The organism is Methylobacterium sp. 4-46 (assembly GCF_000019365.1).
Classification (GTDB): domain Bacteria; phylum Pseudomonadota; class Alphaproteobacteria; order Rhizobiales; family Beijerinckiaceae; genus Methylobacterium.
The window spans coordinates 5,767,425-5,788,859 of sequence record NC_010511.1; the positions used below are offsets into that span (position 1 = coordinate 5,767,425).

A 21,435-nucleotide genomic window follows, 5' to 3' on the forward strand; every position below is an offset into this window, starting at 1 on the left:
GACATCCGCATGGCGAAGCCATCAGTCGGATGTCGTATGACCCGCCCGAGCGACCCGGGAGACCGAGCGAGCCATGACCCTCCTGCACAAGACCTACGGCAAGGGCCGCGTCCGCGTGATGCGGGTGCACCGGGACGGGGCGCGCCACGAGGTGCGCGAACTCACCGTCCAGGCCATGCTGACCGGCGGCTTCGACCCGGCCTTCACCCGGGCGGACAACTCGACCACGGTCTCCACCGACACGGTCAAGAACGTCGTGAACATCGTGGCCCGCGAGAGCATGACCCTGGCGCCGGAGGAGTTCTGCCGGGCGGTGGCCCGGCGCCTGATCGACGCCTACGCGATGGTCGAGACCGCGACCGTCACCGCCCACGAGACCCGCTGGTCCAGGCTCGCGGTCGACGGGGAGCCCCACCCGCACGCCTTCACCCTGGACGGCAACGGCACCTCCGTCGCCAAGGTGACGATGGCCCGGGGCGGCGCGCTCACCATCGAATCCGGCCTCTCGGGCTTCACCTTCCTGAAGACCACGGAATCGGGCTGGGCCAACTACGTCAAGGACCCCTACACGACGCTCTCCGAGACGCACGACCGGCTCGCCGCCACCAGCATGGAGGCGTCCTGGCTGTGGGGCCGCCCGCCGGCGGATTACCCGGCCGCCAATGCGCGGATCCTGGACAGCCTGCTCAAGGTCTTCGCCACCACCTACAGCCACAGCATCCAGGACAGCCTCTACCGGATGGGCCGGGCGGCGCTGGCGGCGGTGCCCGAGATCGAGACGATCAGCATGGCCTGCCCGAACAAGCATTACCTGCTGGTCGACCTCGCGCGCTTCGGCCTCGACAACGACAATCAGGTCTTCGTGGCGACGGACGAGCCGCACGGCCAGATCGAGTGCACGGTGGGCCGATGAGGACGACGCTCGACGTCCTCAACGCCGCCCCGCCGGAGGTCTTCGCCGCCTTCGCGGGGGACCTGTTCGAGGGGGCGTCCTGGGTGGGGGAGCGGGCCGCGGCGGCCCGCCCCTTCGCGACGGTGGCGGCCCTGGACGCCGCCCTGGCGCAGGCCATCCGCGCCGCCGACCCGGAGGCGCAGCGCGCCCTGGTGCGCGGCTTCCCCGACCTCGCCGGGTCCGGGGCGCTCGCGCCCGAGTCCGCCGCCGAGCACGCGGGGGCGGGCCTCGACCGGCTGGCAGGGGCGGAGGCCGAGGCCTTCGCGCGCCTCAACGCCGCCTACCGGGCGCGGTTCGGCTTCCCCTTCGTGCTCTGCGTCCGCCGCCGCAGCCTCGACGCCATCCTGGACGGGTTCGAGGCGCGGCTCGCCCGCGCGCCGGAGGCGGAACTCGCCGCGGCGCTGACCGAGATCGGCCACATCGCGCGGCTGCGCCTCGTGGACCGGGTCGACGGGCCGGGCCCGCCCCCGACCACCGGCAAGCTCTCGACCCACGTCCTCGACACGCATGGCGGGCGGCCCGCCGCCGGGGTCGCCCTGCGCTTCTACGCGCTCGGCCGCGCCGGCCGCACCCTGCTCGACACCCGCACCACCAACGCGGACGGCCGCACCGACACGCCGCTCCTCTCGGGGGCGCCCCTGCGGGTCGGGCGCTACGAGATCGAGTTCGACATCGGCCCCTATTTCCGGGAGCGGGTCGCCCGCTCCGTGGACACCCTCTTCCTGGAGACGGTGCCGATCCGCTTCGGCATCGACGAGCCGGAGGGCCATTACCACGTGGCGATGATCGCGACGCCGTGGAGCTACACGGTGTATCGCGGCAGCTGATCCGGACTCCGCGCGACCGAAGCGGATCTCACCTCGGCAAGGCGCGATCCCGAAGGCGCCGTCCCGGCGGATCGGGCGGGCCCGGCGCTGGCATCCGCTCGAGAGAAGCGCGGAGGCGCTCGCCGCCCGAGGGCGCGCATCCGCCGGCGCCCCGCGCGCCGCCCCTCCCCGCCACAGCCGGCTACCACCACGGGCCGCGGCGCCGCGCTACTCTCCCGCCCAGCGCCGGCCGGCAGGGCCGGTTCCCTCAGGAGAGGTCCCCGGATGGCCAAGCCCGTTCACTCGATGATCCGCGTGCGCGACGAGGCCCGCTCGCGCGACTACTACGCCAAGGCCTTCGGGCTCGACGTCGCGGACCGGTTCGAGTTCGACACCTTCGCCCTCGTCTACCTGCGCGACCCGGCCTCGCCCTTCGAACTCGAACTCACCGTCAATTTCGACCGGCAGGAGCCCTACGAGATCGGCAACGGCTACGGCCACCTCGCGGTGGTGGTCGACGACGTCGAGGCCGAGCATGCGCGCTTCGTGCGCGAGGGCCTGCCCGCGACCCCCGTGAAGGACTTCCAGCACCAGGGCCGCACGCTCGCCCGGTTCTTCTTCGCGACCGACCCGGACGGCTACCGGATCGAGGTCATCCAGAAGGGCGGGCGCTTCGGCTGAGCCGCCGATTCCAAACAACACTACATCCGGAGGAAACCCATGAGAGAAGTCGATCCGCGCCGGCGCGTGAGCCGGCGCAGCTTCCTGCAATCCGCCGCCGCGGCGGCCCCGGCCGCCGCCATCGCCTCCGGCGCGGGCCTCTGCGTCGAGGAGGCCTGGGCCGAGGGCGGCGCCGCCCTGACCCCCTCCGACCTCAAGACGCTGGTGAAGATCGCCCGGGACATCTACCCGCACGATTTCCTCGCCGACAGCTCCTACATCGCGGCCGTGAAGCCCTGGGACGCCAAGTCCGCCGCCGACCCGGCGACGCGGCAGCTCCTCACCGAGGGGATCCGCCGCCTCGACGAGGACGCCCGCACCCGCCACAAGGTGCCCTACGCGCAGGTCGGCTGGGAGGCCGACCGGGTCGTCCTGCTCCAGGCCGTCGCGCACACGCCCTTCTTCAAGGCGCTCAGGGCCGACCTCGTCGTCTCGCTCTACAACCAGCCCGACCTGTGGGCGAAGTTCGGCTACGAGGGCTCCTCGGCCGACAAGGGCGGCTACATCGCCCGCGGCTTCAACGACATCGACTGGCTGCCGAAGGTCTGAGGACCGGCCGCCCGACGCCAACGAAGAACGAGGCGCGCCCGGGCGCGAGACCGCGGACGACGCGGCCCGCCGGCGCCAGCGGAGGAAACCATGGCCGGATTCGACCTGAACGACGACGGGCTCGTCGTCATCGTGGGCTCGGGCGCGGGCGGCGGCACGCTCGGCACCGAATTGGCGCTCAAGGGCATCAGGACCGTGATCCTGGAGGCCGGCGCCCGGCACAACATGGAGGATTTCGTCAACGACGAGTGGGCGAGCTTCGCCCAGCTCGCCTGGACGGACATGCGCACCACCTCCGGCTCCTGGCGGGTGGCGCGGGACTTCCCCAACCTGCCGGCCTGGATCGTCAAGGCGGTGGGCGGCTCGACCGTGCACTGGGCCGGCGCCTCGCTGCGCTTCGAGGAGCACGAGTTCCGCATCCGCGACCATTACGGCGCGATCCCGGGCGCCAACCTGCTCGACTGGCCGATCACCCGGGCCGAACTCGACCCCTGGTACGAGAAGGCCGAGGACCGGATGGGCGTGACCCGCACCAACGGCATCCCGGGCCTGCCCGGCAACAACAACTACAAGGTGCTTGAGGCCGGCGCCCGCCGCCTCGGCTACCGGGAGGTCCATACCGGCCGGATGGCGATCAACAGCCAGGAGCGCCACGACCGCGGCGCCTGCCAGCAGATCGGCTTCTGCTTCCAGGGCTGCAAGTCGGGGGCGAAGTGGTCGACGCTGATCGCCGAGATCCCCCGCGGCGAGGCGACCGGCAACCTGGAGGTCCGCCCGGGCTGCATGGCGATCCGCATCGAGCACGATGCCTCCGGCAAGGTGACGGGCGTCGTCTACGCGGACGAGACCGGAACGCTGCAGCGCCAGAAGGCCCGCATCGTCGCGGTGGCCGGCAACTCGATCGAGAGCCCGCGCCTCCTCCTCAACAGCGCCTCGTCCCTGTTCCCGGACGGGCTCGCCAATTCCTCCGGGCAGGTCGGCCGCAACTACATGCGGCACATGACCGGCAGCGTCTACGGCGTGTTCGAGAAGTCGGTCCACATGTACCGCGGCACCACCATGGCGGGCATCATCCGCGACGAGGCGCGCCACGACCCGTCGCGCGGCTTCGCGGGCGGCTACGAGATGGAGACGCTCTCCCTCGGCCTGCCCTTCATGGCGGCCTTCCTCAACCCGGGCGCCTGGGGGCGCAGCTTCACCAGCGCCATGGAGCAGTATCCGCGCATGGCCGGGATGTGGCTCGTCGGCGAGGACATGCCCCAGGAGACGAACCGCATCACCCTCGACCCGGTGCAGAAGGACGCGCACGGGATGCCGGTCGCGCACGTCCACTTCGACGACCACCCGAACGACATCGCGATGCGCGACCACGCCTACCGGCAGGGCGCGGCGGTCTACGAGGCGGTGGGCGCGACCGTCACCTACCCGACCCCGCCCTATCCGAGCACCCACAACATGGGCACCAACCGCATGAGCGCGCGGCCGCGCGACGGCGTCGTGAACAAGTTCGGCCAGACCCACGACGTCGGGAACCTGTTCGTCTCGGACGGCAGCCAGTTCACCAGCGGCGCGGCCTGCAACCCGACGCTGACCATCGTGGCCCTGGCGCTGCGGCAGGCGGACCACATCGCGGGCGCGATGCAGCGGCGGGAGATCTGATCCGGGCCGCGCCGCGCGAGCGGGCCCGGGCTGGCGATCGCACCGCCCGGGCCGGATCGGCCGCGTCGCGGCCGGCGCCGATCCGCGCGAGGAGGAGCGTCGCCGAGGCCCCCGGGCGCGTCGGCCCGCCATCATCGGATTTCCCGATAAGAAACCGCCGGAAATTGCGCTTTTGACCCGACAATCCCGATGGTAGCCCTCTCCCCAGCGATGCCCGTGTCGGGCCGAGCCGAGGAGATTGCGATGTCGGACCTGTTTGCCTCCACCAGGAGAGAAGAAATTGCCCCCTTCCTGGGCAAGCATTTCATCTATACCTATGAGAACGGCTGGCAGTACGAGATGTATATCAAGAACGAGCGGACGATCGATTACCGCATCCACAGCGGCATCGTCGGCGGCCGCTGGGTTCGCGATCAGGTCGCCCATATCGTCCGACTCTCCGACGAGGTGGTGAAGATCTCCTGGGATGAGCCGACCGGGACGACGGTGAGCGTCGCCGTGAACTTCGAGGAGCGCCGCATCCACGGCGTGATCTTCTTCCCGCAATGGATCGCCCAGGATCCGAAGCGGACCGTCTGCTTTCAAAACGAGCATCTCGACAGGATGCGCCAGTACCGCGATGCCGGCCCGACCTACCCGAAGCTGGTGGTCGACGAGTTCGCCTCGGTCACGTTCCTGGAGGATTGCGGCATCGACAACCAGGAGGTGATCGCCTGCGCGCCGGCCGACCTGCCGGACGGGTACGCCGCGCGGCAGAACTGACGATCGGCGATCAGTCGCGCATCAGCAGGCCGGCGAGGTCACGGGTCGCCGGGCCGGCCTGCTCCTCGTCGGCGTGGATCAGGCCGAGCGGGATCAGCCGCGTGCTGCCGGCCGCGAGCCGCAGGGGCAGGAGACGCCCCGCGGCGATGTCCTCGGCCACCAGATGGCGCGGCAGCCAGCCGTAGCAGAGCCCGCGGCACACCACCGCCACGGCCGCCTCCACCGTGTCGACGTGCCAGATCTGCCGCTCGGCGGGGGCGGGCCCCTCCGTGGCGCGGCCCCGGCCCTGCCCCGGCCAGCCCTGCCCCTGGATGAACACGAGCCAGTGGCGGGACAGGGTGGCCTGGGTCAGCGGGCCGCCCCCCCGCGCGTGCAGCGGGTGGTCGCGATGGGCGACGGCCAAGAGCTCGACGGTGAGGAAGCGCCGGCAGGCCCGCGCGCGCGGATCCCAGACCGTGACGGCGAGGTCGAAGGGCGCGTCGAGCGGGTCGGGGGCGGTCTGCCGCACGAGTTCCCGCAGGTCGACGCGGACATGCGGGTGCGCGTCGCGGAACGCCGCGAGGGCGTCGCACAGACGCTGCCGCGGGAAGAGGCTGTCGATCAGCAGCCGGATTTCGGCCTGGTGCCCGGCGGCGAGGAAGCGGCTGCGCTCCTCCAGCCGGACCAGGTCGTCGATCAGCGGCGCGGCCTCGGCCAGCAGGGCGCGGCCGGCCTCCGTCAGGATCGCGCGGCGCCCCTCGCTCTCCAGGAGCGCGAGGCCGAGGCGCTCCTGCAGCTGGGCGACGGCGTAGCTCACCGAGGATTGACTGCGATGCAGGTGCTCCGCCGCCCGCGCGAAGCTGCCCGCCTCGACCACGGCGCGCAGCACGGCCCATTGCTCGACGCTGGTTCTCGGGACGGACCTCATGCGGGAAGGACCGCCATGGGGCCGCGCCGCCGCTCCCGCGCCGGAGAGGCGAGCCCGTCCGGCCGCCCGGCGCAGAGGGGGCCGGATGGCGCGCAGGCCCGCGCGGCGACCCGGACGGGGGCGGCCGCCCCCGTCACTCCGCCGCCATCAGCACCGGCGCCCCGAACCGCCCGGTCCCGCCCCGGGCGAGGGCGATCAGGCAGCAGCAGCGCAGCAGGGAGGCGAAGTTCCGCACCTCGCCGTGGCGCTCCATCACCTCGTCGTGCAGCTTGGTGGCGAACTTGGCCACGCTGAGATTCTCCTGCCGGGCGATGTCCTCCAGGATGGTCCAGAAGGCGGTTTCCAGCCGCAGCGAGGTGCAGTGGCCGCCGATGCGCAGCGAGCGGGTCTCGCAGGCGTAGTTCTCCGGCGGCTGCTCCGCGAAGATGCGGCACATGGGCGTCCTCCCGAGTTCGGAGGAAGCCTAGCCAACCCCGTGGCCGCCGGGCAAGCCGCCGCGGCTGCGGCCCTGCCGCAGCGTCGCGGCCCTGCCGCAGCGTCGCGGCCGGCTCCGGCGTCCGGGGAGGCCCGCCGCCGCGGCTGTTCCCCTGGCTGCCGACATGTTCTAGACGGGCGGCTTCCGTCGAAGCTGCCGAGACCCGTCATGTCCGCCGCCCTCCGCCCCGTCCCGCGCCCCGGTGTCCTCGCGATCGAGGCCTACGTGCCGGGCAAGAGCGCGGCGCCGGCCGGGGTGAAGCTCCACAAGCTGTCCTCGAACGAGACGCCGCTCGGGCCGAGCCCCGCCGCGGTCGCGGCGATGCGGGAGACCGCGTCCCACCTCGAACTCTACCCCGACGGCAGCGCGGCGGCCCTGCGCCGCGCCATCGCGGGCAAGTACGGGCTCGACCCGGCGCGCATCGTCTGCGGGGCGGGCTCGGACGAATTGCTGTCGCTCCTCACCTACGCCTTCATGGGGCCGGGCGACGAGGGGATCTACTCGGAATACGGGTTCCTGGTCTACCGCATCGCCATCCTGGCGGCGGGCGGCACGCCGGTCGTCGCCCCCGAGCGCGACCACACCGCGGACGTCGACGCGATCCTCGCCGCGGTCACGCCGCGCACCCGCATCGTCTACCTCGCCAACCCGAACAACCCGACCGGCACCTACCTGCCCTTCGACGAGGTGCGCCGGCTCCACGCCGGGCTGCCCGGCGACGTGCTGCTGGTGCTCGACGCGGCCTATGCCGAGTACGTGCGCCGCAACGACTACGCGGCCGGGCTCGAACTCGTGGCCGAATCCGAGAACGTAGTCATGACCCGCACCTTCTCGAAGGCCTACGGGCTCGCGGCCCTGCGGATCGGCTGGATGGTGGCCCCGCCGGCCGTGGCGGACGCGGTCAACCGCATCCGCGGCCCCTTCAACCTCGGCAGCCCCGCCATCGCGGCGGGCGCCGCCGCGGTGGCGGACGACGCCCACATCGCGGCGGCCGTGGCCCACAACGAGGAATGGCTGCCGAAGGTGACCCGCGCGCTCACCGAGATCGGCCTGTCCGTGACGCCGAGCGTCGGCAACTTCGTGCTGATCCACTTCCCCGACGCGCCGGGACGCGGCGCCGCCGAGGCCGACGCCTTCCTCACCGCCCGCGGCCTGATCCTGCGCCGCGTCGCCGCCTACGGCCTGCCTCACGCGCTTCGCATGACGATCGGCTCGGCCGAGGCGAACGAGGCGGTGATCGCGGCCCTGCGCGCCTTCGTGAAGGACCACCCCGATGCGTGAGGCCCCCCAGCGGATCGGCCGGCTCGCCCTGGTCGGGCTCGGGCTGATCGGCTCCTCGATCGCCCGCGCGGCGCGCCAGTACGGCCTCGCGGAGACCATCGTGGCCATCGACCGCGACCTGGCGGTGCTGGAGCGCGTCCGCGCGCTCGGCCTCGCGGATCACGCCACGGACGACCCCGCGGAGGGCGCGGCCGGGGCCGATCTCGTCATCCTGTGCGTGCCGGTCGGCGCGGTCGGGCCCGTCGCGGCGGCGCTGGCGGGCGCCCTGCGGCCGGGCGCGATCCTGTCGGACGTCGGCTCGGTGAAGGGCGCGGTGGTGGCCGCCGCGACGCCGCACCTGCCCGAGGGCGTCGCCTTCGTGCCGGCCCACCCGGTGGCGGGCACCGAGCAATCCGGGCCCGATGCGGGCTTCGCCACCCTCTTCCAGGGCCGCTGGTGCATCCTCACCCCGCCCGAGGGCACGGATCCGGCGGCGGTGGCGCGGGTGCGGGCATTCTGGGAAGGGATGGGCTCGGTGGTCGAGACGATGAGCGCGGCCCATCACGACCTCGTGCTCGCCATCACCAGCCACGTCCCGCACCTCATCGCCTACAACATCGTCGGCACGGCGGCGGATCTCGAGACCGTGACCCAGTCCGAGGTGATCAAGTTCTCGGCCGGCGGGTTTCGCGACTTCACCCGCATCGCCGCCTCCGACCCGACCATGTGGCGCGACGTCTTCCTGACCAACAAGGAGGCGGTGCTGGAGATGCTCGGCCGCTTCAACGAGGACCTCGCGGCGCTGGCGCGGGCCATCCGCTGGGACGACGGCGACGCGCTGCACGCCCTGTTCACCCGCACCCGCGCCATCCGCCGCGGCATCGTGGCGATGGGCCAGGAGACGGCGGAGCCGGATTTCGGGCGCCGGAAGGGCTGAGGGCCGGCCTCGCGGAGGGGCGCTCGTCCGCCCCCGCCCGCCGATGCATCGCCGCCACGCCCCGGCCCGAGGGAACCCTTTCCGTCCTCAAGCTTTGCCATAAGCGTTGCCATTCCGGGCCGGCTCCCCCAGAGTCCGGCCGGGGCGGCGCACGAGCCTGACGGCGGAGTTCCCGGTGTTCCATCGATCGCATCCGGTGCGCGGGCTCCTCGCCGCGCTGGTCGCCGCGCCGATCGCGGCCTGCTCCTCGATCCCGCGGGCGCCCTACACGGCCGCGGAGGCCGCGGTCGCCACGGTGCCGGGCCAGGCGCCGACGATCCGCTACTGGGCCGACGCCCCGGCCTCCGCCTTCGCGGAGGTGAGCCGGGCGGCCGTCGCCCAGAAGGAGCCCTTCACCTACCTCGCCCTCTCGGGCGGCGGCGGGGACGGCGCCTACGGGGCGGGCGTGCTCAACGGCTGGAGCGAGACCGGCCGGCGGCCGGTCTTCACCCTCGTCTCGGGGGTCTCGACCGGCGCCCTCATCGCACCCTTCGCCTTCCTGGGACCGGCCTACGACCCGACCCTGCGGGAGATCTACACCAGCGGCATCGCCTCGACCCTGGTCCAGTCCCCGAACCCGCTCAACATCCTGCTCGGCGACGGGCTCTTCGCGGACCAGCGCCTGCGCGACCTCGTCGGGCGCTACGTCACGCCCGAGATCCTCGCCCAGGTGGCCGAGGAGCACCGCAAGGGCCGCCGGCTCCTCGTCGTGACGACGAATCTCGACGCGCAGCGCGCCGTGATCTGGGACATGGGCGCGATCGCCGCGAGCGGCCAGCCGAACGCCGTCGCCCTGTTCCGCGACGTGCTCGCGGCCTCCGCCAGCGTGCCGGCGGTCTTCCCGCCGATGCTGATCGACGCCCAGGCGGGCAGCCACGGCTTCCAGGAGATGCACGTCGACGGCGCCGTGGCGACGCCGGTCTTCACCCTGCCGGAATCCTTCCTGTCGCAGGATTCCCGCATCGTCCGCGGCCGCGGCAAGCCCAACATCTACGTGGTGATCAACGGCCGCATCGAGCCGAGCTTCGACCTCGTCCAGAACCGGACCCTCTCCATCGCGTCCCGCACCCTCTCGACGGTGGGCCGCGCCCGCTCGCGGGCGACGCTCGCCAGCACCGCGGCCTTCGCCCGCCGCAACGGGATCGGCTTCAACCTGACCTACATCGACCGGGGCATCCCGGAGGTCGCGGCCGACCAGGGCTTCGACACCGCCTACATGCGCAGCCTGTTCGAGGACGGCTACGCGAAGGCCCGCTCCGGGTCGCTGTGGGAGACGACTCTGCCGCGGGACGCGCAGGTGGAGAGGCAGGCGGAGCTGCGGTAGCGATCAGGCGCGGACCCGCGGCGATCCCGCCGCGGATCCTTGCCGAGCCGAGCCCCGCGCGCATTGGACGAGACGACGCGCCGCCGCGGGCGGCCGAGAGGACGAGATGCGCCGTCCCTCTCGGAGACGACCCAGGTCGGGATCGACGCCCTGGCCTGCGGAACGGGGGACGTTCAGGTCGGTTTCCGCTCGCGGCTGGATCTCGTGGCGGCATCGAACCTCTCGGCGGCCGTCGAGAGCCCGATGCGGGGCATGGCGATCTCCAACCTGGTCGGCTTCGCCGTGCCGAGACTGGCCGTCGCGCGGCTCGGCCCCGAGATCCGCGCCTGACGCGCCGGCCGCGGTCCGGCGCTTGCAGTTCGCCCCCGCATGCGCAATGCCGTTTTTCAAGATGCGAAGATCCCGGGAGGAGAGCCGATGAGCGCCAGCGCCAAGCCCAACCCGACGCCGATCGTGGGGCCCCGCGGCGTCGCCGACCCGGATCCGGGCGAGACCGCCGATTGGCTCGCCTCCCTCGAATCGGTGGTGCGCCATGCCGGGCCCGAGCGGGCCCGCTTCCTCCTCGACCGGCTGGAGGAGAAGGCCAAGGCGATCGGCCTCGTCGACGAGGCGCCGCCCTACTCGCCCTACCGGAACACGATCCCGCTCGAGAAGCAGCCGCCCTATCCGGGCGACCTCGCCCTCGAGGAGCGCCTGACCTCGATCATGCGCTGGAACGCCCTCGCCATGGTGGTGCGGGCCAACATGGCCTACGGCGAACTCGGCGGCCACGTGGCGAGCTACGCCTCCGCGGCCGAGCTCTTCGAGCTCGGCTTCAACCACTTCTTCAAGGCGGGCGACGCGACCGGGGCGGGCGCCGACCTCGTCTTCTTCCAGCCCCACTCGGCCCCGGGCGTCTACGCCCGCGCCTTCCTGGAGGGGCGGCTCTCGGAGGAGAACCTGCGGCACTACCGGCAGGAGATCGCCGGGTCGGGCCTCTGCTCCTACCCGCATCCCTGGCTGATGCCGGATTTCTGGCAGGTGCCGACCGGCTCGATGGGGATCGGGCCGATCAACGCCGTCTATCAGGCGCGGTTCATGCGCTACCTGCGCGACCGCGGCTTGGCCGACACCGAGGGCCGCCACGTCTGGGGCGTGTTCGGCGACGGCGAGATGGACGAGCCGGAATCGATCGCCGGCCTCGCCCTGGCGGCCCGCGAGAAGCTCGACAACCTCACCTTCGTGATCAACTGCAACCTGCAGCGCCTGGACGGGCCGGTGCGCGGCAACGGCCAGATCATCCAGGAGCTGGAGAGCACCTTCCGGGGCGCCGGCTGGCACGTCATCAAGGTGCTGTGGGGCTCGGAGTGGGACGCGATCTTCGCCCGCGACACCAACCACGCCCTGCTGCGCCGCTTCGCCGCCACCGTCGACGGCAAGTACCAGACCCTCGGGGCCAAGGACGGGGCCTACAACCTCGCGCACTTCTTCGGCGAGGACGAGGAGGTGAAGGCGCTGGTCTCGCACATGTCGGACGCGGACGTGGACCGGCTCAAGCGCGGCGGCCACGATTTCCGCAAGCTCTACGCCGCCTTCGCGGCGGCCAAGGCCACGAAGGGCCGCCCGACCGTGATCCTGGCCAAGACCAAGAAGGGCTACGGCATGGGCGGGGCGGGCGAGTCGCGCATGACCGCCCACCAGGCCAAGAAGCTCGACACCGACGCGCTCAAGGCCTTCCGCGACCGCTTCGCGCTGCCGCTCTCGGACGCGGAGGTCGAGCGCCTCGACTTCTACCGGCCGCCGGAGGAGAGCGCGGAGCTGCGCTACCTGCGCGCGCGCCGGCAGGCCCTGGGCGGCGTCCTGCCGAAGCGCCGCCGCACCGCCGACCCGGTCGCGGTGCCTGGCCTTGCCGCGACCAGCGCCTTCGCGCTGGAGGCGGACGGCAAGGAGATGTCGACCACGATGGCGGCGGTGCGCATCCTCGGCGGCCTGCTGCGCCACAAGGAGCTCGGGCCGCGGGTGGTGCCGATCGTCGCCGACGAGGCCCGCACCTTCGGCATGGCCAACCTGTTCCGGCAGGTCGGCATCTACTCGCCGCAGGGCCAGCTCTACGAGCCCGAGGATGCGGGCTCGATGCTGTACTACAAGGAGTCCCGCGACGGGCAGCTCCTGGAGGAGGGCATCACCGAGGCGGGGGCGATCTCGTCCTGGGTGGCGGCGGCGACGTCCTACAGCGTGCACGGGCTGGCGATGCTGCCCTTCTACATCTACTACTCGATGTTCGGCTTCCAGCGGGTCGGCGACCTGATCTGGGCGGCGGCGGACCAGCGGGCGCGGGGCTTCCTGATCGGGGCGACGGCCGGCCGCACCACGCTCGGCGGCGAGGGGCTGCAGCACCAGGACGGGTCGAGCCTGCTGGTGGCCTCGACCATCCCGAATTGCCGCGCCTACGACCCCGCCTTCGCGTACGAGATGGCGGTGATCCTCGACCACGGCACCCGGCGGATGATGGCCGAGGGGCAGGACGAGTTCTACTACGTCACCGCCATGAACGAGAACTACGCCCAGCCCTCGATGCCGGCGGGGGTCGAGGCGGGCATCCTGCGCGGCCTCTACCGCTGCGCCGCCTTCGGGCAGGAGGGCGAGGTGCGGCTCCTCGGCGCGGGTGCGATCCTGCCCGAGGTGATCGCGGCGGCCCGGATGCTCGCCGAGGAATGGGGGATCGGGGCGACGGTGTTCAGTGCCACGAGCTTCAGCGAACTTGCCCGGGACGCGCAGGCGGCCGCGCGGGCGGCGCGGCTGAAGCCGGAGGCGCCGGCCCCGCGCAGCCACGTGGCCGAACTCCTGCCGGGCCGCGCCCCGGTGATCGCGGCGACCGACTACGTGCGGGCCTATCCGCAGCTGATCGCGCCCTACGTCGAGGGCCGCTTCGTGGCGCTCGGCACGGACGGGTTCGGCCGCAGCGACACCCGCAACCGGCTGCGCCGCTTCTTCGAGGTCGACCGGCAGCACGTGGTCGTGGCGGCGCTGACGGCGCTGGCCGACGAGGGCGCGCTGCCGCGCGCGAAGGTGGCCGAGGCGGTGGCCCGCTACGGGCTCGATCCCGAGGCCCCGCCGCCCTGGACGGTGTGATCCGCTCACGACCAGCTTTCCGCAACCCGCTCGCCGGCATCGCCGCGGGGTCCCTCCCCGGAGGGGACCCCAGGGCCCCTCCCCGGAGGGGGACCCCAGGGCTCCTCCCCGGAGTGGGACCCCAGGGCTCCTCCCCGGAGGGGGACCCCGCGGCCGCGTCGTCGGCCTCCCGCGCCTCTCACCCGAACCCCGCCGCATGAGCACCCGCCTGCCCGTCACCGTCCCCGACATCGGCGACTTCGCCGACGTGCCCATCGTCGAGATCCTGGTGAAGCCCGGCGACCGCATCGCCGTGGACGACCGGCTGATCAGCCTCGAATCCGACAAGGCCACGATGGAGGTGCCCTCGCCGGTGGCGGGCGTGGTGGCCGAACTCCTCGTCGCGATCGGCAGCAAGGTCTCGGCCGGCACGCCGATCCTGACCCTGGACACCTCCGGCGAGGCCCCCGCCCCCGCGCCGCGCGAATCGCCCGCGGCGGCCCCCGCCGCGCCGCGCCCCGCTTCCCCCGAGCCGCCCAGCCCGCCCGAGCCGCCCAAGCCGCCCGCCGCCGACCCGCTGCCCGCCGACGGCGCGGCCTCGATTCACGCCACCCCGGCGGTGCGCGCCTACGCGCGGGAACTCGGCGTGCCCCTCGACGCGGTGCCGGCGACCGGCCCCGCCGGCCGGGTCCTGCGCGAGGACGTCCAGGCCTACGTGCGCGGGAGCCTCGCCCGCCCGCCGGCCCCGCCCGCGCCGGTCCCGGTTACCGGCATCGGGGCCGGCCTGCCGGCCTGGCCGCAGGTGGCCTACGAGAAGTTCGGGCCGGTGCGGCGGGAGCCGCTCTCGCGGCTCCAGCAGCTCTCGGGGCCGAACCTCGCGCGCAACTGGCTCACCATCCCGCACGTCACCAATTTCGACCACGCGGACGTGACCGAGAGCGAGGCCTTCCGGCGCGAGCTCAACGGCGAGCCCCGCCAGCCTGCCGTCAAGGTCACCATGACGGCCTTCCTGCTGAAGGCGGCGGCGGCGGCCCTGCGGGCTCATCCCCGCTTCAACGCCGCCCTGGACGGCGGCGACCTGATCCTCAGGGACTACGTCCATGTCGGCTTCGCGGCCGACACCCCGCGCGGCCTCGTCGTGCCGGTGGTGCGCGACTGCGACCGCAAGGGCATCGTCGCCATCGCGGCCGAGATGGCGGAGCTCGCCGCGCAGGCCCGCGCCGGCACCCTGAAGGCCGAGGCAATGCAGGGGGGCTGCTTCTCGGTCTCCTCCCTCGGCGGCGTCGGCGGGGACGGGTTCACGCCGATCATCAACGCGCCCGAGGTCGCGATCCTGGGGGCGGCGCCGGCCCGGATCGAGCCGGTCTGGGACGGCGCGCTCTTCCAGCCCCGGCTGATCCTGCCCCTGACGCTGTCCTGGGACCACCGGGTGGTGGACGGCGTCGCGGCGGCCCGCTTCCTGCGCCACGTGGCCGAGACCCTCGCCGACATCCGCCGGGCGATCCTGTAGGATCGCCGGGTGAATTACCGCCACGTCTTCCACGCCGGCAACCACGCCGACGTTCTCAAGCATTGCGTGCTCGCCCGGGTGCTGGCCTACCTGCTGCGCAAGGACACGCCGTTCCGGGCCGTCGACACCCATGCGGGGATCGGCTGGTACGACCTCGCCGCCGACGAGGCCGCGCGCACGGGCGAGTGGCAGGACGGCTGGGGCCGCCTCGCCGCGCCGTTCCCGGACGCCGTCGAGGCCCTGCTGGCCCCCTACCGGGAGGCGGTGGCGGCGGTGCGGGCGCGGCACGGGGCCGACGCCTATCCGGGCTCGCCGGCCCTGATCCGCCACTTCCTGCGCCCGGGCGACCGGGGCGTGTTCGTGGAACTCCACCCGGCGGACGGCGCCCTGCTGCGGGAGCGCTTCGCCCGCGACGGGCGCAGCAAGGTGATGGCGCTCGACGGCTGGACCGCCCTGCCCGCGCTCATTCCCCCGAAGGAGCGGCGGGGGCTCGTGCTGATCGATCCGCCTTACGAGGTGCCGGGCGAGATCGACCGGCTCGGGCGCGACCTCGCCAAGGCGGTCGCGAAATGGCCGACCGGGCTCTACCTCGCGTGGTACCCGATCAAGGATATCGGCGCGGTCGACCGGATGGCGGCCGCCCTGGCCGCGGCGCTCGACCGCCCGGCCCTGCGCATCGACCTCCTGATCGACCGCCCCGATGACCCGACGCGGCTCTCGGGCAGCGGCCTGATCGCCGTGAACCCGCCCTTCACGCTCGCCGCCGAGATGGAGACCGTGCTGCCGGCCCTGGCCGAGCGCCTCGCCCGGGCCGGCTACGGCGCCTTCCGCTGCGCGCCGCTCGGTCGGGCGGGCTGATACCGCCGGTCATTCGACATGACCGGTGGCGCTGCTCTCGAATTTTCGCCAAGCCTCTGGCTCACCAAGCCTCTGGTTCGCCAAGCCTTTGTCCTGAGAGCGAAAATTCGGGACGGAGCAAAGGCTCGATGCGTCGGCATCCTGAGCCGTCGGCATGATTCGGCGGATCCGCGCGTTCCGGTTACCGAGCGTTAGGGGCGGCGTGCTTGGCTCAGCGGCGAGGGGAGCCCGCCCATGATCGACGCCGTCGCCACCGCCACGTCCGGCCTTCTCGCCGCGACCCGACGCGCCGACGCGGCCGCCGCGCAGGTCGCCACCGCCCCGGCCGGCGAGTCCGGCGGCGTGCTTCCGGCCGCCGTGACGCTCGCGACCGCCGGGACCGAGATCTCGGTCGGGGTCGCAATCCTGCGCCAGGCCAACGAGATGCAGAAGCAGGTGCTCGACCTCCTGGTGTGACACGGGATCCGCTTGATCGACGCGGATCCCGGATCACGCGCCCGCGCGGCGCCTGAGCGACGCCGACATCCGCATGGCCGAAATCGGAGATGGCGACGCCATCAACCGGATGTCGGATGATGACGCGGCGTCCGGCCGGGCGCCGCCCCGGACGTCCGGGGCGGCGCGGGCCTCAATGGGCGGCCTCGGGCAGCACGACCCCGTTGGCGGCGTGGTGGCGCCTGAGCATCGGGCGCAGCACCGCGAGCGCCAGCGTCGCGGCGATCAGGTCCAGGATCGCCACCGTGTACAGCACCGTCGCCCAGGTCCCGGTCGCCTGCATCAGCAGGTTGCCCACCGGCACCAGCAGCGCGGCCAGACCCTTGGCGCAGTACAGCACCCCGTAGATCTTCCCGATGTGCTTCGACCCGAACGTGTCCGCCGCCGTCGCGCTGAACAGGCTGTAGACCTCCCCCCAGGCCAGGAACACGATCCCGCTCAGGATCACGAACGCCCACGGGTTCGAGCCGAAATACCCCAGCGCCACGATGCCGAGCCCCTCCAGCGAGAACGCGATGAACATCGTCTTCTCGCGCCCGATCCGGTCCGAGATCCAGCCGAAGAACGGCCGCGAGATCCCGTTCATGATCCGGTCCAGCATCAGCGCGAAGGGCAGCGCCGCCATGGTCACGAAGTACAGGTTGACCTGGAAGTTCTTGACGCCGAGATCTTGCGCGATCACCCCGAGCTGGGCCACCGCCATCAGCCCGCCGGTCACCGTGCAGGTGAACATCAGCAGCATCACCCAGAACACCGGGGTGCGCAGGGCCTCCGGCAGGGTGTAGTCGCGCCGGCTCTGCAGCACGCTCGCCGAGTAGGTGACCTCGCTCCGGCCCGGGGCGCGCAGGCCGACCGAGGCCAGGATGATCAGGGCGCCCTGGATCAGGCCGAAGACGAAGAAGGCCTGCTGGAAGCCGCCCTCGGCGATCATGCTGGCGATGGGCAGGATGGTGAGGGCCGAGCCGGCGCCGTAGCCGCCCGCGGTGAGGCCGACGGCCAGGCCGCGCCGGTCGGGGAACCACTTGAGGGCGTTGGCGATGCAGGTGGCGTAGACGCAGCCGACGCCGATGCCGCCGACCACGGCGCCGAGGTAGTAGCCGCTGAGGGACGTGGCGTAGGAGTTGATGATCCAGGCCAGGCCGGTGAAGAGGCCGCCGGCCATGACGACGCGGCTGGGCCCGTAGCGGTCGATGAAGTGGCCCTCGACCGGGGTGAGCCAGGTCTGGGTGACCACGAAGAGGGTGAAGGCGACCTGGATGGCGGCGCGGTCCCAGCCGAAGGTCTTCTGGATCTCGGGGACGAACAGGGTCCAGGCGTACTGGATGTTGGCGGCGGCGACCATGCAGATCACCCCGAGGGTCAGCTGGAGCCAGCGGCCCGCGATCGCGGGGGCCTGGGCCCGGGTGGCGGCAACGGACGTCATCTGCGGCGTCTCTCCCTGGGATCCGGTGGTTGGGGGAACGGGTCGCGCGGGGTGCCCGCGCGCCGCGGCGGCGCGCATCGCACCCGCCCGTCATTCAGTATTTTTCGCTTGATCACGAATGCAAAAAGATTTTTTTTGATGTACTTTGAAATTTCGATGAAGCGGGACCGGCCGGGATTGCGCGCGTCATCGGCTTCGGGGAGAGTGCGCACCCTTTGCCCGGTGCCCCCCTCCCTCGTCAGGTCCGCGCGATGTGCGAATTGCTCGGCATGAGCGCGAACGTGCCCACCGACATCCGCTTCAGCTTCGCGGGCCTCGCCCGGCGCGGGGGCGAGACCGGGCCGCACGGGGACGGCTGGGGCATCGCCTTCTACGAGGGGCGCGGCTGCCGCAGCTTCCACGACCCGCAGGCGAGCGCCCGCTCGGAGATCGCCCGGCTGATCCGCCAATACCCGATCAAGAGCCGCATCGTGGTGGCGCATGTGCGCCGGGCCAATCGCGGCCGGGTCTCCCTGGAGAACACCCACCCGTTCAGCCGGGAATTGTGGGGCCGCACCTTCACGTTCGCGCATAACGGGCAACTGAAGGGCGTGAAGCGGCTGCCGCTCGGGCGGTTCAAGCCGGTCGGCACCACGGACAGCGAGCACGCCTTCTGCTGGATGCTGGGGCGGCTCGAAGCGCGCTGGAAGACGCTGCCGAGGCCGACCCTGCTCGACGGCGCCGTGCGCGCCCTCTCGGCGGAGCTGCACGGGCTCGGCGTGTTCAACATGCTGCTCACCGACAGCCGCACGCTCTACGCGCATTGCGGCAAGCGTCTCTGCTACCTCACCCGCCGGGCGCCGTTCGGCACCGCCACGCTGATCGACGAGGATTGGTGCGTGAACTTCTCCGAGGAGACCACGCCCGACGACATCGTGACGGTGGTGGCGACCCAGCCGCTCACCCGCGACGAGCGCTGGATCGACCTCGCGCCCGGCACCGTGCTGGCCTTCCGCCTCGGCGTGCCGGACGGGGACGAGACGGGAGCGGGCGTCGGAGGCTGAGCCGGATCGGCGGGGGCGGGCGGGCGGCGGGCTTTTCGGCGCGGCCCCTCACCCGCGCCGCGTTCCCTGTCCGCCGAAGTTCGGCGATGCGGTCGCGGAGGGGTCCTGGGCTTCGGGAGGGGCCGCGAAGCCGAAGCCGGCCGCGACTTCGTCGAGTTCGTCGAAGGACAAGTCCTCCTTGGCCGCCTCCTCGATGACGTCGAGGCTGTTGATCTGCTCGGCCGAGAGCGGCTCCGTGGCGCGCCGCTTGAAGAATCTGATGCCCATGATGGGCTCTCCCTCGCCCTGCCGGTCGTCAAGCGGGTGCAGCCTGCCCGGGGGCGCGGCGCGCGACCGTGCGGTGGCGCACAGCCCAGCCCGGCCCGGGTCGCGCGCCGTGCCCGATCACGCTCCCGCCACGCCGATCTCCGCCCGGAAGGCAGCGAGGAAGCGCGCGATCTCCGCGTGCCGGGCCGCCGCCATGCTCCGTCCGGTCGCGGTCTGGAAGCCGGTAGCCAGGCGCAGGAGCTTCGTCTCGAAGTGATCGAGCGCGAAGCGCCGGTCGTCGCGCGGCCGGCGACGCGCGTCCGGATCGGCGCTGTCGTACAGGGCGGAGCCGATCCGGCCCGCGACGTAGAAGCAGCGCGCGACGCCGACCGCCCCGAGCGCGTCGAGGCGGTCGGCGTCCTGCAGGATCATCGCCTCGATCGTGGCCGGCGGGATCCCGGCCGAGAAGCTGTGGGCCTCGACCGCGTGGGCGACCGCCCCGATCCGCGGCGCGGGCCAGCCCCGCGTCGCGAGCAGGGCCGAGGCCCGCGCGGCCGCGCGGCGCGAGGCGTCGGCGCGGTCCGGCGCGTCCTTCTCGACGGCGACGCAATCGTGCAGGAGGCAGGCCGCCGCCAGGATCTCGGGATCGCCGCCCTCCCGCTCCCGGATCCGCCGCAGGTTGCGCCAGACCCGGACCAGGTGCGCGAGGTCGTGCGACCCGTCGCGGCACTCGGGCAGGTGCGGCGCGAGCGCGGCCGCGAGATCCGCGAAGGGCGACAAAGCGGCCGCGAAGGCGGCGTGGTCGGCGCGGGTCATGCGGTCCGTCGGGCGATGGCGCCGGGAGGATGCCCGGCGCTCCCGCAGGGAGGCGCGGCGGGAGGGCGCCGTCCAGGCGTCGTCTCCCCGCGCGCCCGGGCTTTCCACAGCCGCCGCGCGACCCATCTGTCGAAGGGTGCGGGCGTGCCCCGCCCGCCGTGCCGAACCCGATGCGGAGGCCCATGACGCAGGACAGCGCGCACGACCGCCAGAGCGAGTCGCGGCCCGGCCTCTCGGCCAGCATCCGCAGCCATCTCGGAAACCAGCTGCGGGTCGCCTACGAGACGCTCGGGGCGGAGGATCCGAGCGGGCGCTTCGCGGAGCTGGTCGCCCGGCTGGAGGCGGCCCTCGCCGCCGAGGGCCAGGTGGTCCGGCCCGAGTTCCGCGACGGGCTGCTGCAGGCGGTGCCCTCCCTGCGCGCCTTCGCCCTGTCGCTCACCAGCAACGCCGCGCGGGCCGACGACCTCGTGCAGGACACGCTGCTGAAGGGCTGGCAGCACCGGGCGCGGTTCCAGCCCGGCACCAACCTCAATGCCTGGCTGTTCACCATCCTGCGCAACATCTTCTACTCGGATCACCGCAAGCGGGTGCGCGAGGTCGAGGACCAGGACGGCTCCTACGCGGCCCGCCTCGCCACGGCGCCCCACCAGGGCGACCGGCTCGACGTGGAGGACCTGCAGAGCGCGCTGGCCAAGCTGCCGCCGGACCAGCGCGAGGCGCTGGTGCTGGTGGGGGCGGAGGGCGTCTCCTACGAGGAGGCAGCGGCGATCATGAACTGCAAGGTCGGCACCGTGAAGAGCCGGGTCAGCCGCGCGCGCAGCCGGCTCGCCGAACTTCTCGGCTACGACGAAGAGGATCTGGGCACCGACCGCCTGATCCAGTCGGCCATGCCCAAGGAGTAGCGCCCGGCCCCGCGCAGGCGCGCAAAACGCCCGCCCTTCCCGCAGCGGTGCCGCGATTTTCCACTGAACCGTTCCGCGCGTCGCCGCGTTACCCCGGCCGAATCCCGCCCCGCTCGACCGGGGTGGACTGGACCGAAACGGAGAATTTCCCATGAAGACCAAGACGCTTCTGGCGGCGGCCGCCCTGGCCTTCACCCTGCCGATGGCCGCCCAGGCCCAGGGCCTCGTGCGCGGGGCCGAGCGCGGCGCCGAGGAAGGCGCGGACGCGGCCGGTCCGATCGGCGGCATCGTCGGCGGCGCGGTCGGGGCGGCCACCGGCGCGGTCGGCGGCCTGCTCGGCATCGACGAGCGTCCGCGGTTCCGCGAATACGTCACCAACCGCCGCGTGCGCTCCTACGATTACGACGGCGACGTGCGCGTCGGCGCCGTGCTGCCCTCCTCGGGCGTGACCTATTACGAGGTCCCCTCCGAGTACGGCGTGCGCGGCCGGCGCTACACGGTGGTCAACGACCGCGTCGTCCTGGTCGATCCGGGTTCGCGCCGCGTCGTCCAGATCCTCGACTGACGGCCCGACCGCCGACCGAGCGCGCCGCCCCCGGGCGGCGCCGAAGCCCCGGCCCTCCCCGGCGGGCCGGGGCTTCCCGTTTCGCGCCCCCGCCGGT

Annotated in this window: 22 protein-coding genes; 17 read left to right on the forward strand and 5 right to left on the reverse strand. The window is 72.8% G+C overall.

What is annotated here, in order from left to right; all coding sequences use genetic code 11:
• Positions 1 to 73 precede the first annotated feature (73 nt).
• The 6 genes from pucL (at position 74) to M446_RS25330 (ending at position 5,448) form a co-directional block, all read left to right on the forward strand.
• Positions 74 to 913 carry a factor-independent urate hydroxylase gene (pucL, locus tag M446_RS25305; RefSeq protein ID WP_012334959.1) on the forward strand — a complete coding sequence of 280 codons (840 nt, stop codon included), beginning with the start codon at positions 74 to 76 and terminating at the stop codon, positions 911 to 913.
• Positions 910 to 1,779, forward strand: a complete 870-nt coding sequence (gene uraD / locus M446_RS25310; protein WP_012334960.1) for a 2-oxo-4-hydroxy-4-carboxy-5-ureidoimidazoline decarboxylase — start codon at positions 910 to 912, stop codon at positions 1,777 to 1,779. Before pucL ends, uraD begins: the two co-directional genes overlap by 4 nt.
• 264 nt (positions 1,780 to 2,043) lie before the next feature.
• The gene (locus tag M446_RS25315) at positions 2,044 to 2,439 is read left to right on the forward strand and encodes a VOC family protein (protein ID WP_012334961.1); all 396 of its coding nucleotides are present in this window, start codon (positions 2,044 to 2,046) and stop codon (positions 2,437 to 2,439) included.
• A 39-nt stretch (positions 2,440 to 2,478) separates the two neighbouring features.
• The gene (locus M446_RS25320) at positions 2,479 to 3,027 is read left to right on the forward strand and encodes a twin-arginine translocation signal domain-containing protein (protein ID WP_012334962.1); all 549 of its coding nucleotides are present in this window, start codon (positions 2,479 to 2,481) and stop codon (positions 3,025 to 3,027) included.
• A gap of 90 nt (positions 3,028 to 3,117) precedes the next feature.
• A complete protein-coding gene (locus tag M446_RS25325; protein ID WP_012334963.1) occupies positions 3,118 to 4,686 on the forward strand; it encodes a GMC family oxidoreductase in 1,569 nt (522 codons plus the stop codon).
• Positions 4,687 to 4,929: 243 nt separating this feature from the next.
• Positions 4,930 to 5,448 (forward strand): phenolic acid decarboxylase, encoded by a 519-nt coding sequence (locus tag M446_RS25330; RefSeq protein WP_012334964.1) that lies wholly within the window; start codon positions 4,930 to 4,932, stop codon positions 5,446 to 5,448.
• A gap of 10 nt (positions 5,449 to 5,458) precedes the next feature.
• Here the strand turns inward: M446_RS25330 and M446_RS25335 are convergent, their stop codons facing one another.
• Both M446_RS25335 and M446_RS25340 read right to left on the reverse strand, forming a co-directional pair.
• The gene (locus M446_RS25335; RefSeq protein WP_012334965.1) at positions 5,459 to 6,355 is read right to left on the reverse strand and encodes a LysR family transcriptional regulator; all 897 of its coding nucleotides are present in this window, start codon (positions 6,353 to 6,355) and stop codon (positions 5,459 to 5,461) included.
• 133 nt (positions 6,356 to 6,488) lie between these two features.
• The gene (locus tag M446_RS25340; RefSeq protein WP_012334966.1) at positions 6,489 to 6,791 is read right to left on the reverse strand and encodes a ribbon-helix-helix domain-containing protein; all 303 of its coding nucleotides are present in this window, start codon (positions 6,789 to 6,791) and stop codon (positions 6,489 to 6,491) included.
• 207 nt (positions 6,792 to 6,998) lie between these two features.
• Here M446_RS25340 and hisC point away from each other — a divergent pair, with 207 nt between their 5' ends.
• The 8 genes from hisC to M446_RS25380 all read left to right on the forward strand — a co-directional run bounded on the left by hisC (position 6,999) and on the right by M446_RS25380 (position 16,304).
• Positions 6,999 to 8,111 carry a histidinol-phosphate transaminase gene (gene hisC / locus M446_RS25345; RefSeq protein WP_012334967.1) on the forward strand — a complete coding sequence of 371 codons (1,113 nt, stop codon included), beginning with the start codon at positions 6,999 to 7,001 and terminating at the stop codon, positions 8,109 to 8,111.
• On the forward strand, positions 8,104 to 9,027 hold the full coding sequence (locus M446_RS25350; RefSeq protein ID WP_012334968.1) for a prephenate/arogenate dehydrogenase family protein: 924 nt from the start codon (positions 8,104 to 8,106) through the stop codon (positions 9,025 to 9,027). Before hisC ends, M446_RS25350 begins: the two co-directional genes overlap by 8 nt.
• Before the next feature lie 175 nt (positions 9,028 to 9,202).
• Entirely contained in the window at positions 9,203 to 10,390 is a 1,188-nt protein-coding gene (locus M446_RS25355) for a patatin-like phospholipase family protein (RefSeq protein WP_012334969.1), read from the forward strand.
• 63 nt (positions 10,391 to 10,453) lie between these two features.
• Positions 10,454 to 10,720: a hypothetical protein gene (locus M446_RS25360; protein ID WP_012334970.1), complete on the forward strand. Its 267-nt coding sequence runs from the start codon at positions 10,454 to 10,456 to the stop codon at positions 10,718 to 10,720.
• Positions 10,721 to 10,807: 87 nt separating this feature from the next.
• Positions 10,808 to 13,501 carry an alpha-ketoglutarate dehydrogenase gene (mdeB, locus tag M446_RS25365; RefSeq protein ID WP_012334971.1) on the forward strand — a complete coding sequence of 898 codons (2,694 nt, stop codon included), beginning with the start codon at positions 10,808 to 10,810 and terminating at the stop codon, positions 13,499 to 13,501.
• A 196-nt stretch (positions 13,502 to 13,697) separates the two neighbouring features.
• A complete protein-coding gene (locus tag M446_RS25370) occupies positions 13,698 to 14,990 on the forward strand; it encodes a 2-oxo acid dehydrogenase subunit E2 (protein WP_012334972.1) in 1,293 nt (430 codons plus the stop codon).
• A 9-nt stretch (positions 14,991 to 14,999) separates the two neighbouring features.
• Positions 15,000 to 15,848: a 23S rRNA (adenine(2030)-N(6))-methyltransferase RlmJ gene (locus M446_RS25375; RefSeq protein ID WP_012334973.1), complete on the forward strand. Its 849-nt coding sequence runs from the start codon at positions 15,000 to 15,002 to the stop codon at positions 15,846 to 15,848.
• Positions 15,849 to 16,082: 234 nt separating this feature from the next.
• Entirely contained in the window at positions 16,083 to 16,304 is a 222-nt protein-coding gene (locus M446_RS25380; RefSeq protein ID WP_012334974.1) for a hypothetical protein, read from the forward strand.
• A gap of 172 nt (positions 16,305 to 16,476) precedes the next feature.
• Here the strand turns inward: M446_RS25380 and oxlT are convergent, their stop codons facing one another.
• Positions 16,477 to 17,766, reverse strand: a complete 1,290-nt coding sequence (gene oxlT, locus M446_RS25385; protein WP_012333088.1) for an oxalate/formate MFS antiporter — start codon at positions 17,764 to 17,766, stop codon at positions 16,477 to 16,479.
• Between the two features lie 251 nt (positions 17,767 to 18,017).
• Here oxlT and M446_RS25390 point away from each other — a divergent pair, with 251 nt between their 5' ends.
• Positions 18,018 to 18,809 carry a class II glutamine amidotransferase gene (locus M446_RS25390; RefSeq protein ID WP_012334975.1) on the forward strand — a complete coding sequence of 264 codons (792 nt, stop codon included), beginning with the start codon at positions 18,018 to 18,020 and terminating at the stop codon, positions 18,807 to 18,809.
• Between the two features lie 48 nt (positions 18,810 to 18,857).
• On the opposite strand, the gene M446_RS25395 is transcribed toward M446_RS25390, so the two are convergent.
• Both M446_RS25395 and M446_RS25400 read right to left on the reverse strand, forming a co-directional pair.
• Positions 18,858 to 19,076, reverse strand: a complete 219-nt coding sequence (locus M446_RS25395; RefSeq protein WP_012334976.1) for a hypothetical protein — start codon at positions 19,074 to 19,076, stop codon at positions 18,858 to 18,860.
• A 117-nt stretch (positions 19,077 to 19,193) separates the two neighbouring features.
• Positions 19,194 to 19,871 carry an HD domain-containing protein gene (locus tag M446_RS25400; protein ID WP_012334977.1) on the reverse strand — a complete coding sequence of 226 codons (678 nt, stop codon included), beginning with the start codon at positions 19,869 to 19,871 and terminating at the stop codon, positions 19,194 to 19,196.
• Between the two features lie 182 nt (positions 19,872 to 20,053).
• Here M446_RS25400 and M446_RS25405 point away from each other — a divergent pair, with 182 nt between their 5' ends.
• Entirely contained in the window at positions 20,054 to 20,773 is a 720-nt protein-coding gene (locus M446_RS25405; protein WP_018261163.1) for a sigma-70 family RNA polymerase sigma factor, read from the forward strand.
• A gap of 151 nt (positions 20,774 to 20,924) precedes the next feature.
• On the forward strand, positions 20,925 to 21,338 hold the full coding sequence (locus tag M446_RS25410) for a DUF1236 domain-containing protein (RefSeq protein ID WP_012334979.1): 414 nt from the start codon (positions 20,925 to 20,927) through the stop codon (positions 21,336 to 21,338).
• Positions 21,339 to 21,435 lie beyond the last annotated feature (97 nt).

Coding starts and splice junctions, on each gene's coding strand:
- M446_RS25340 (WP_012334966.1), bottom strand. CDS start 6,791: ATGTGCCGCATCTTCGCGGAGCAGCCGCCGGAGAACTACGCCTGCGAG.
- uraD (WP_012334960.1), top strand. CDS start 910: ATGAGGACGACGCTCGACGTCCTCAACGCCGCCCCGCCGGAGGTCTTC.
- M446_RS25405 (WP_018261163.1), top strand. CDS start 20,054: ATGACGCAGGACAGCGCGCACGACCGCCAGAGCGAGTCGCGGCCCGGC.
- M446_RS25320 (WP_012334962.1), top strand. CDS start 2,479: ATGAGAGAAGTCGATCCGCGCCGGCGCGTGAGCCGGCGCAGCTTCCTG.
- M446_RS25350 (WP_012334968.1), top strand. CDS start 8,104: ATGCGTGAGGCCCCCCAGCGGATCGGCCGGCTCGCCCTGGTCGGGCTC.
- M446_RS25315 (WP_012334961.1), top strand. CDS start 2,044: ATGGCCAAGCCCGTTCACTCGATGATCCGCGTGCGCGACGAGGCCCGC.
- mdeB (WP_012334971.1), top strand. CDS start 10,808: ATGAGCGCCAGCGCCAAGCCCAACCCGACGCCGATCGTGGGGCCCCGC.
- M446_RS25330 (WP_012334964.1), top strand. CDS start 4,930: ATGTCGGACCTGTTTGCCTCCACCAGGAGAGAAGAAATTGCCCCCTTC.
- M446_RS25395 (WP_012334976.1), bottom strand. CDS start 19,076: ATGGGCATCAGATTCTTCAAGCGGCGCGCCACGGAGCCGCTCTCGGCC.
- M446_RS25380 (WP_012334974.1), top strand. CDS start 16,083: ATGATCGACGCCGTCGCCACCGCCACGTCCGGCCTTCTCGCCGCGACC.
- M446_RS25390 (WP_012334975.1), top strand. CDS start 18,018: ATGTGCGAATTGCTCGGCATGAGCGCGAACGTGCCCACCGACATCCGC.
- M446_RS25370 (WP_012334972.1), top strand. CDS start 13,698: ATGAGCACCCGCCTGCCCGTCACCGTCCCCGACATCGGCGACTTCGCC.
- oxlT (WP_012333088.1), bottom strand. CDS start 17,766: ATGACGTCCGTTGCCGCCACCCGGGCCCAGGCCCCCGCGATCGCGGGC.
- M446_RS25410 (WP_012334979.1), top strand. CDS start 20,925: ATGAAGACCAAGACGCTTCTGGCGGCGGCCGCCCTGGCCTTCACCCTG.
- M446_RS25335 (WP_012334965.1), bottom strand. CDS start 6,355: ATGAGGTCCGTCCCGAGAACCAGCGTCGAGCAATGGGCCGTGCTGCGC.
- hisC (WP_012334967.1), top strand. CDS start 6,999: ATGTCCGCCGCCCTCCGCCCCGTCCCGCGCCCCGGTGTCCTCGCGATC.
- M446_RS25400 (WP_012334977.1), bottom strand. CDS start 19,871: ATGACCCGCGCCGACCACGCCGCCTTCGCGGCCGCTTTGTCGCCCTTC.
- pucL (WP_012334959.1), top strand. CDS start 74: ATGACCCTCCTGCACAAGACCTACGGCAAGGGCCGCGTCCGCGTGATG.
- M446_RS25325 (WP_012334963.1), top strand. CDS start 3,118: ATGGCCGGATTCGACCTGAACGACGACGGGCTCGTCGTCATCGTGGGC.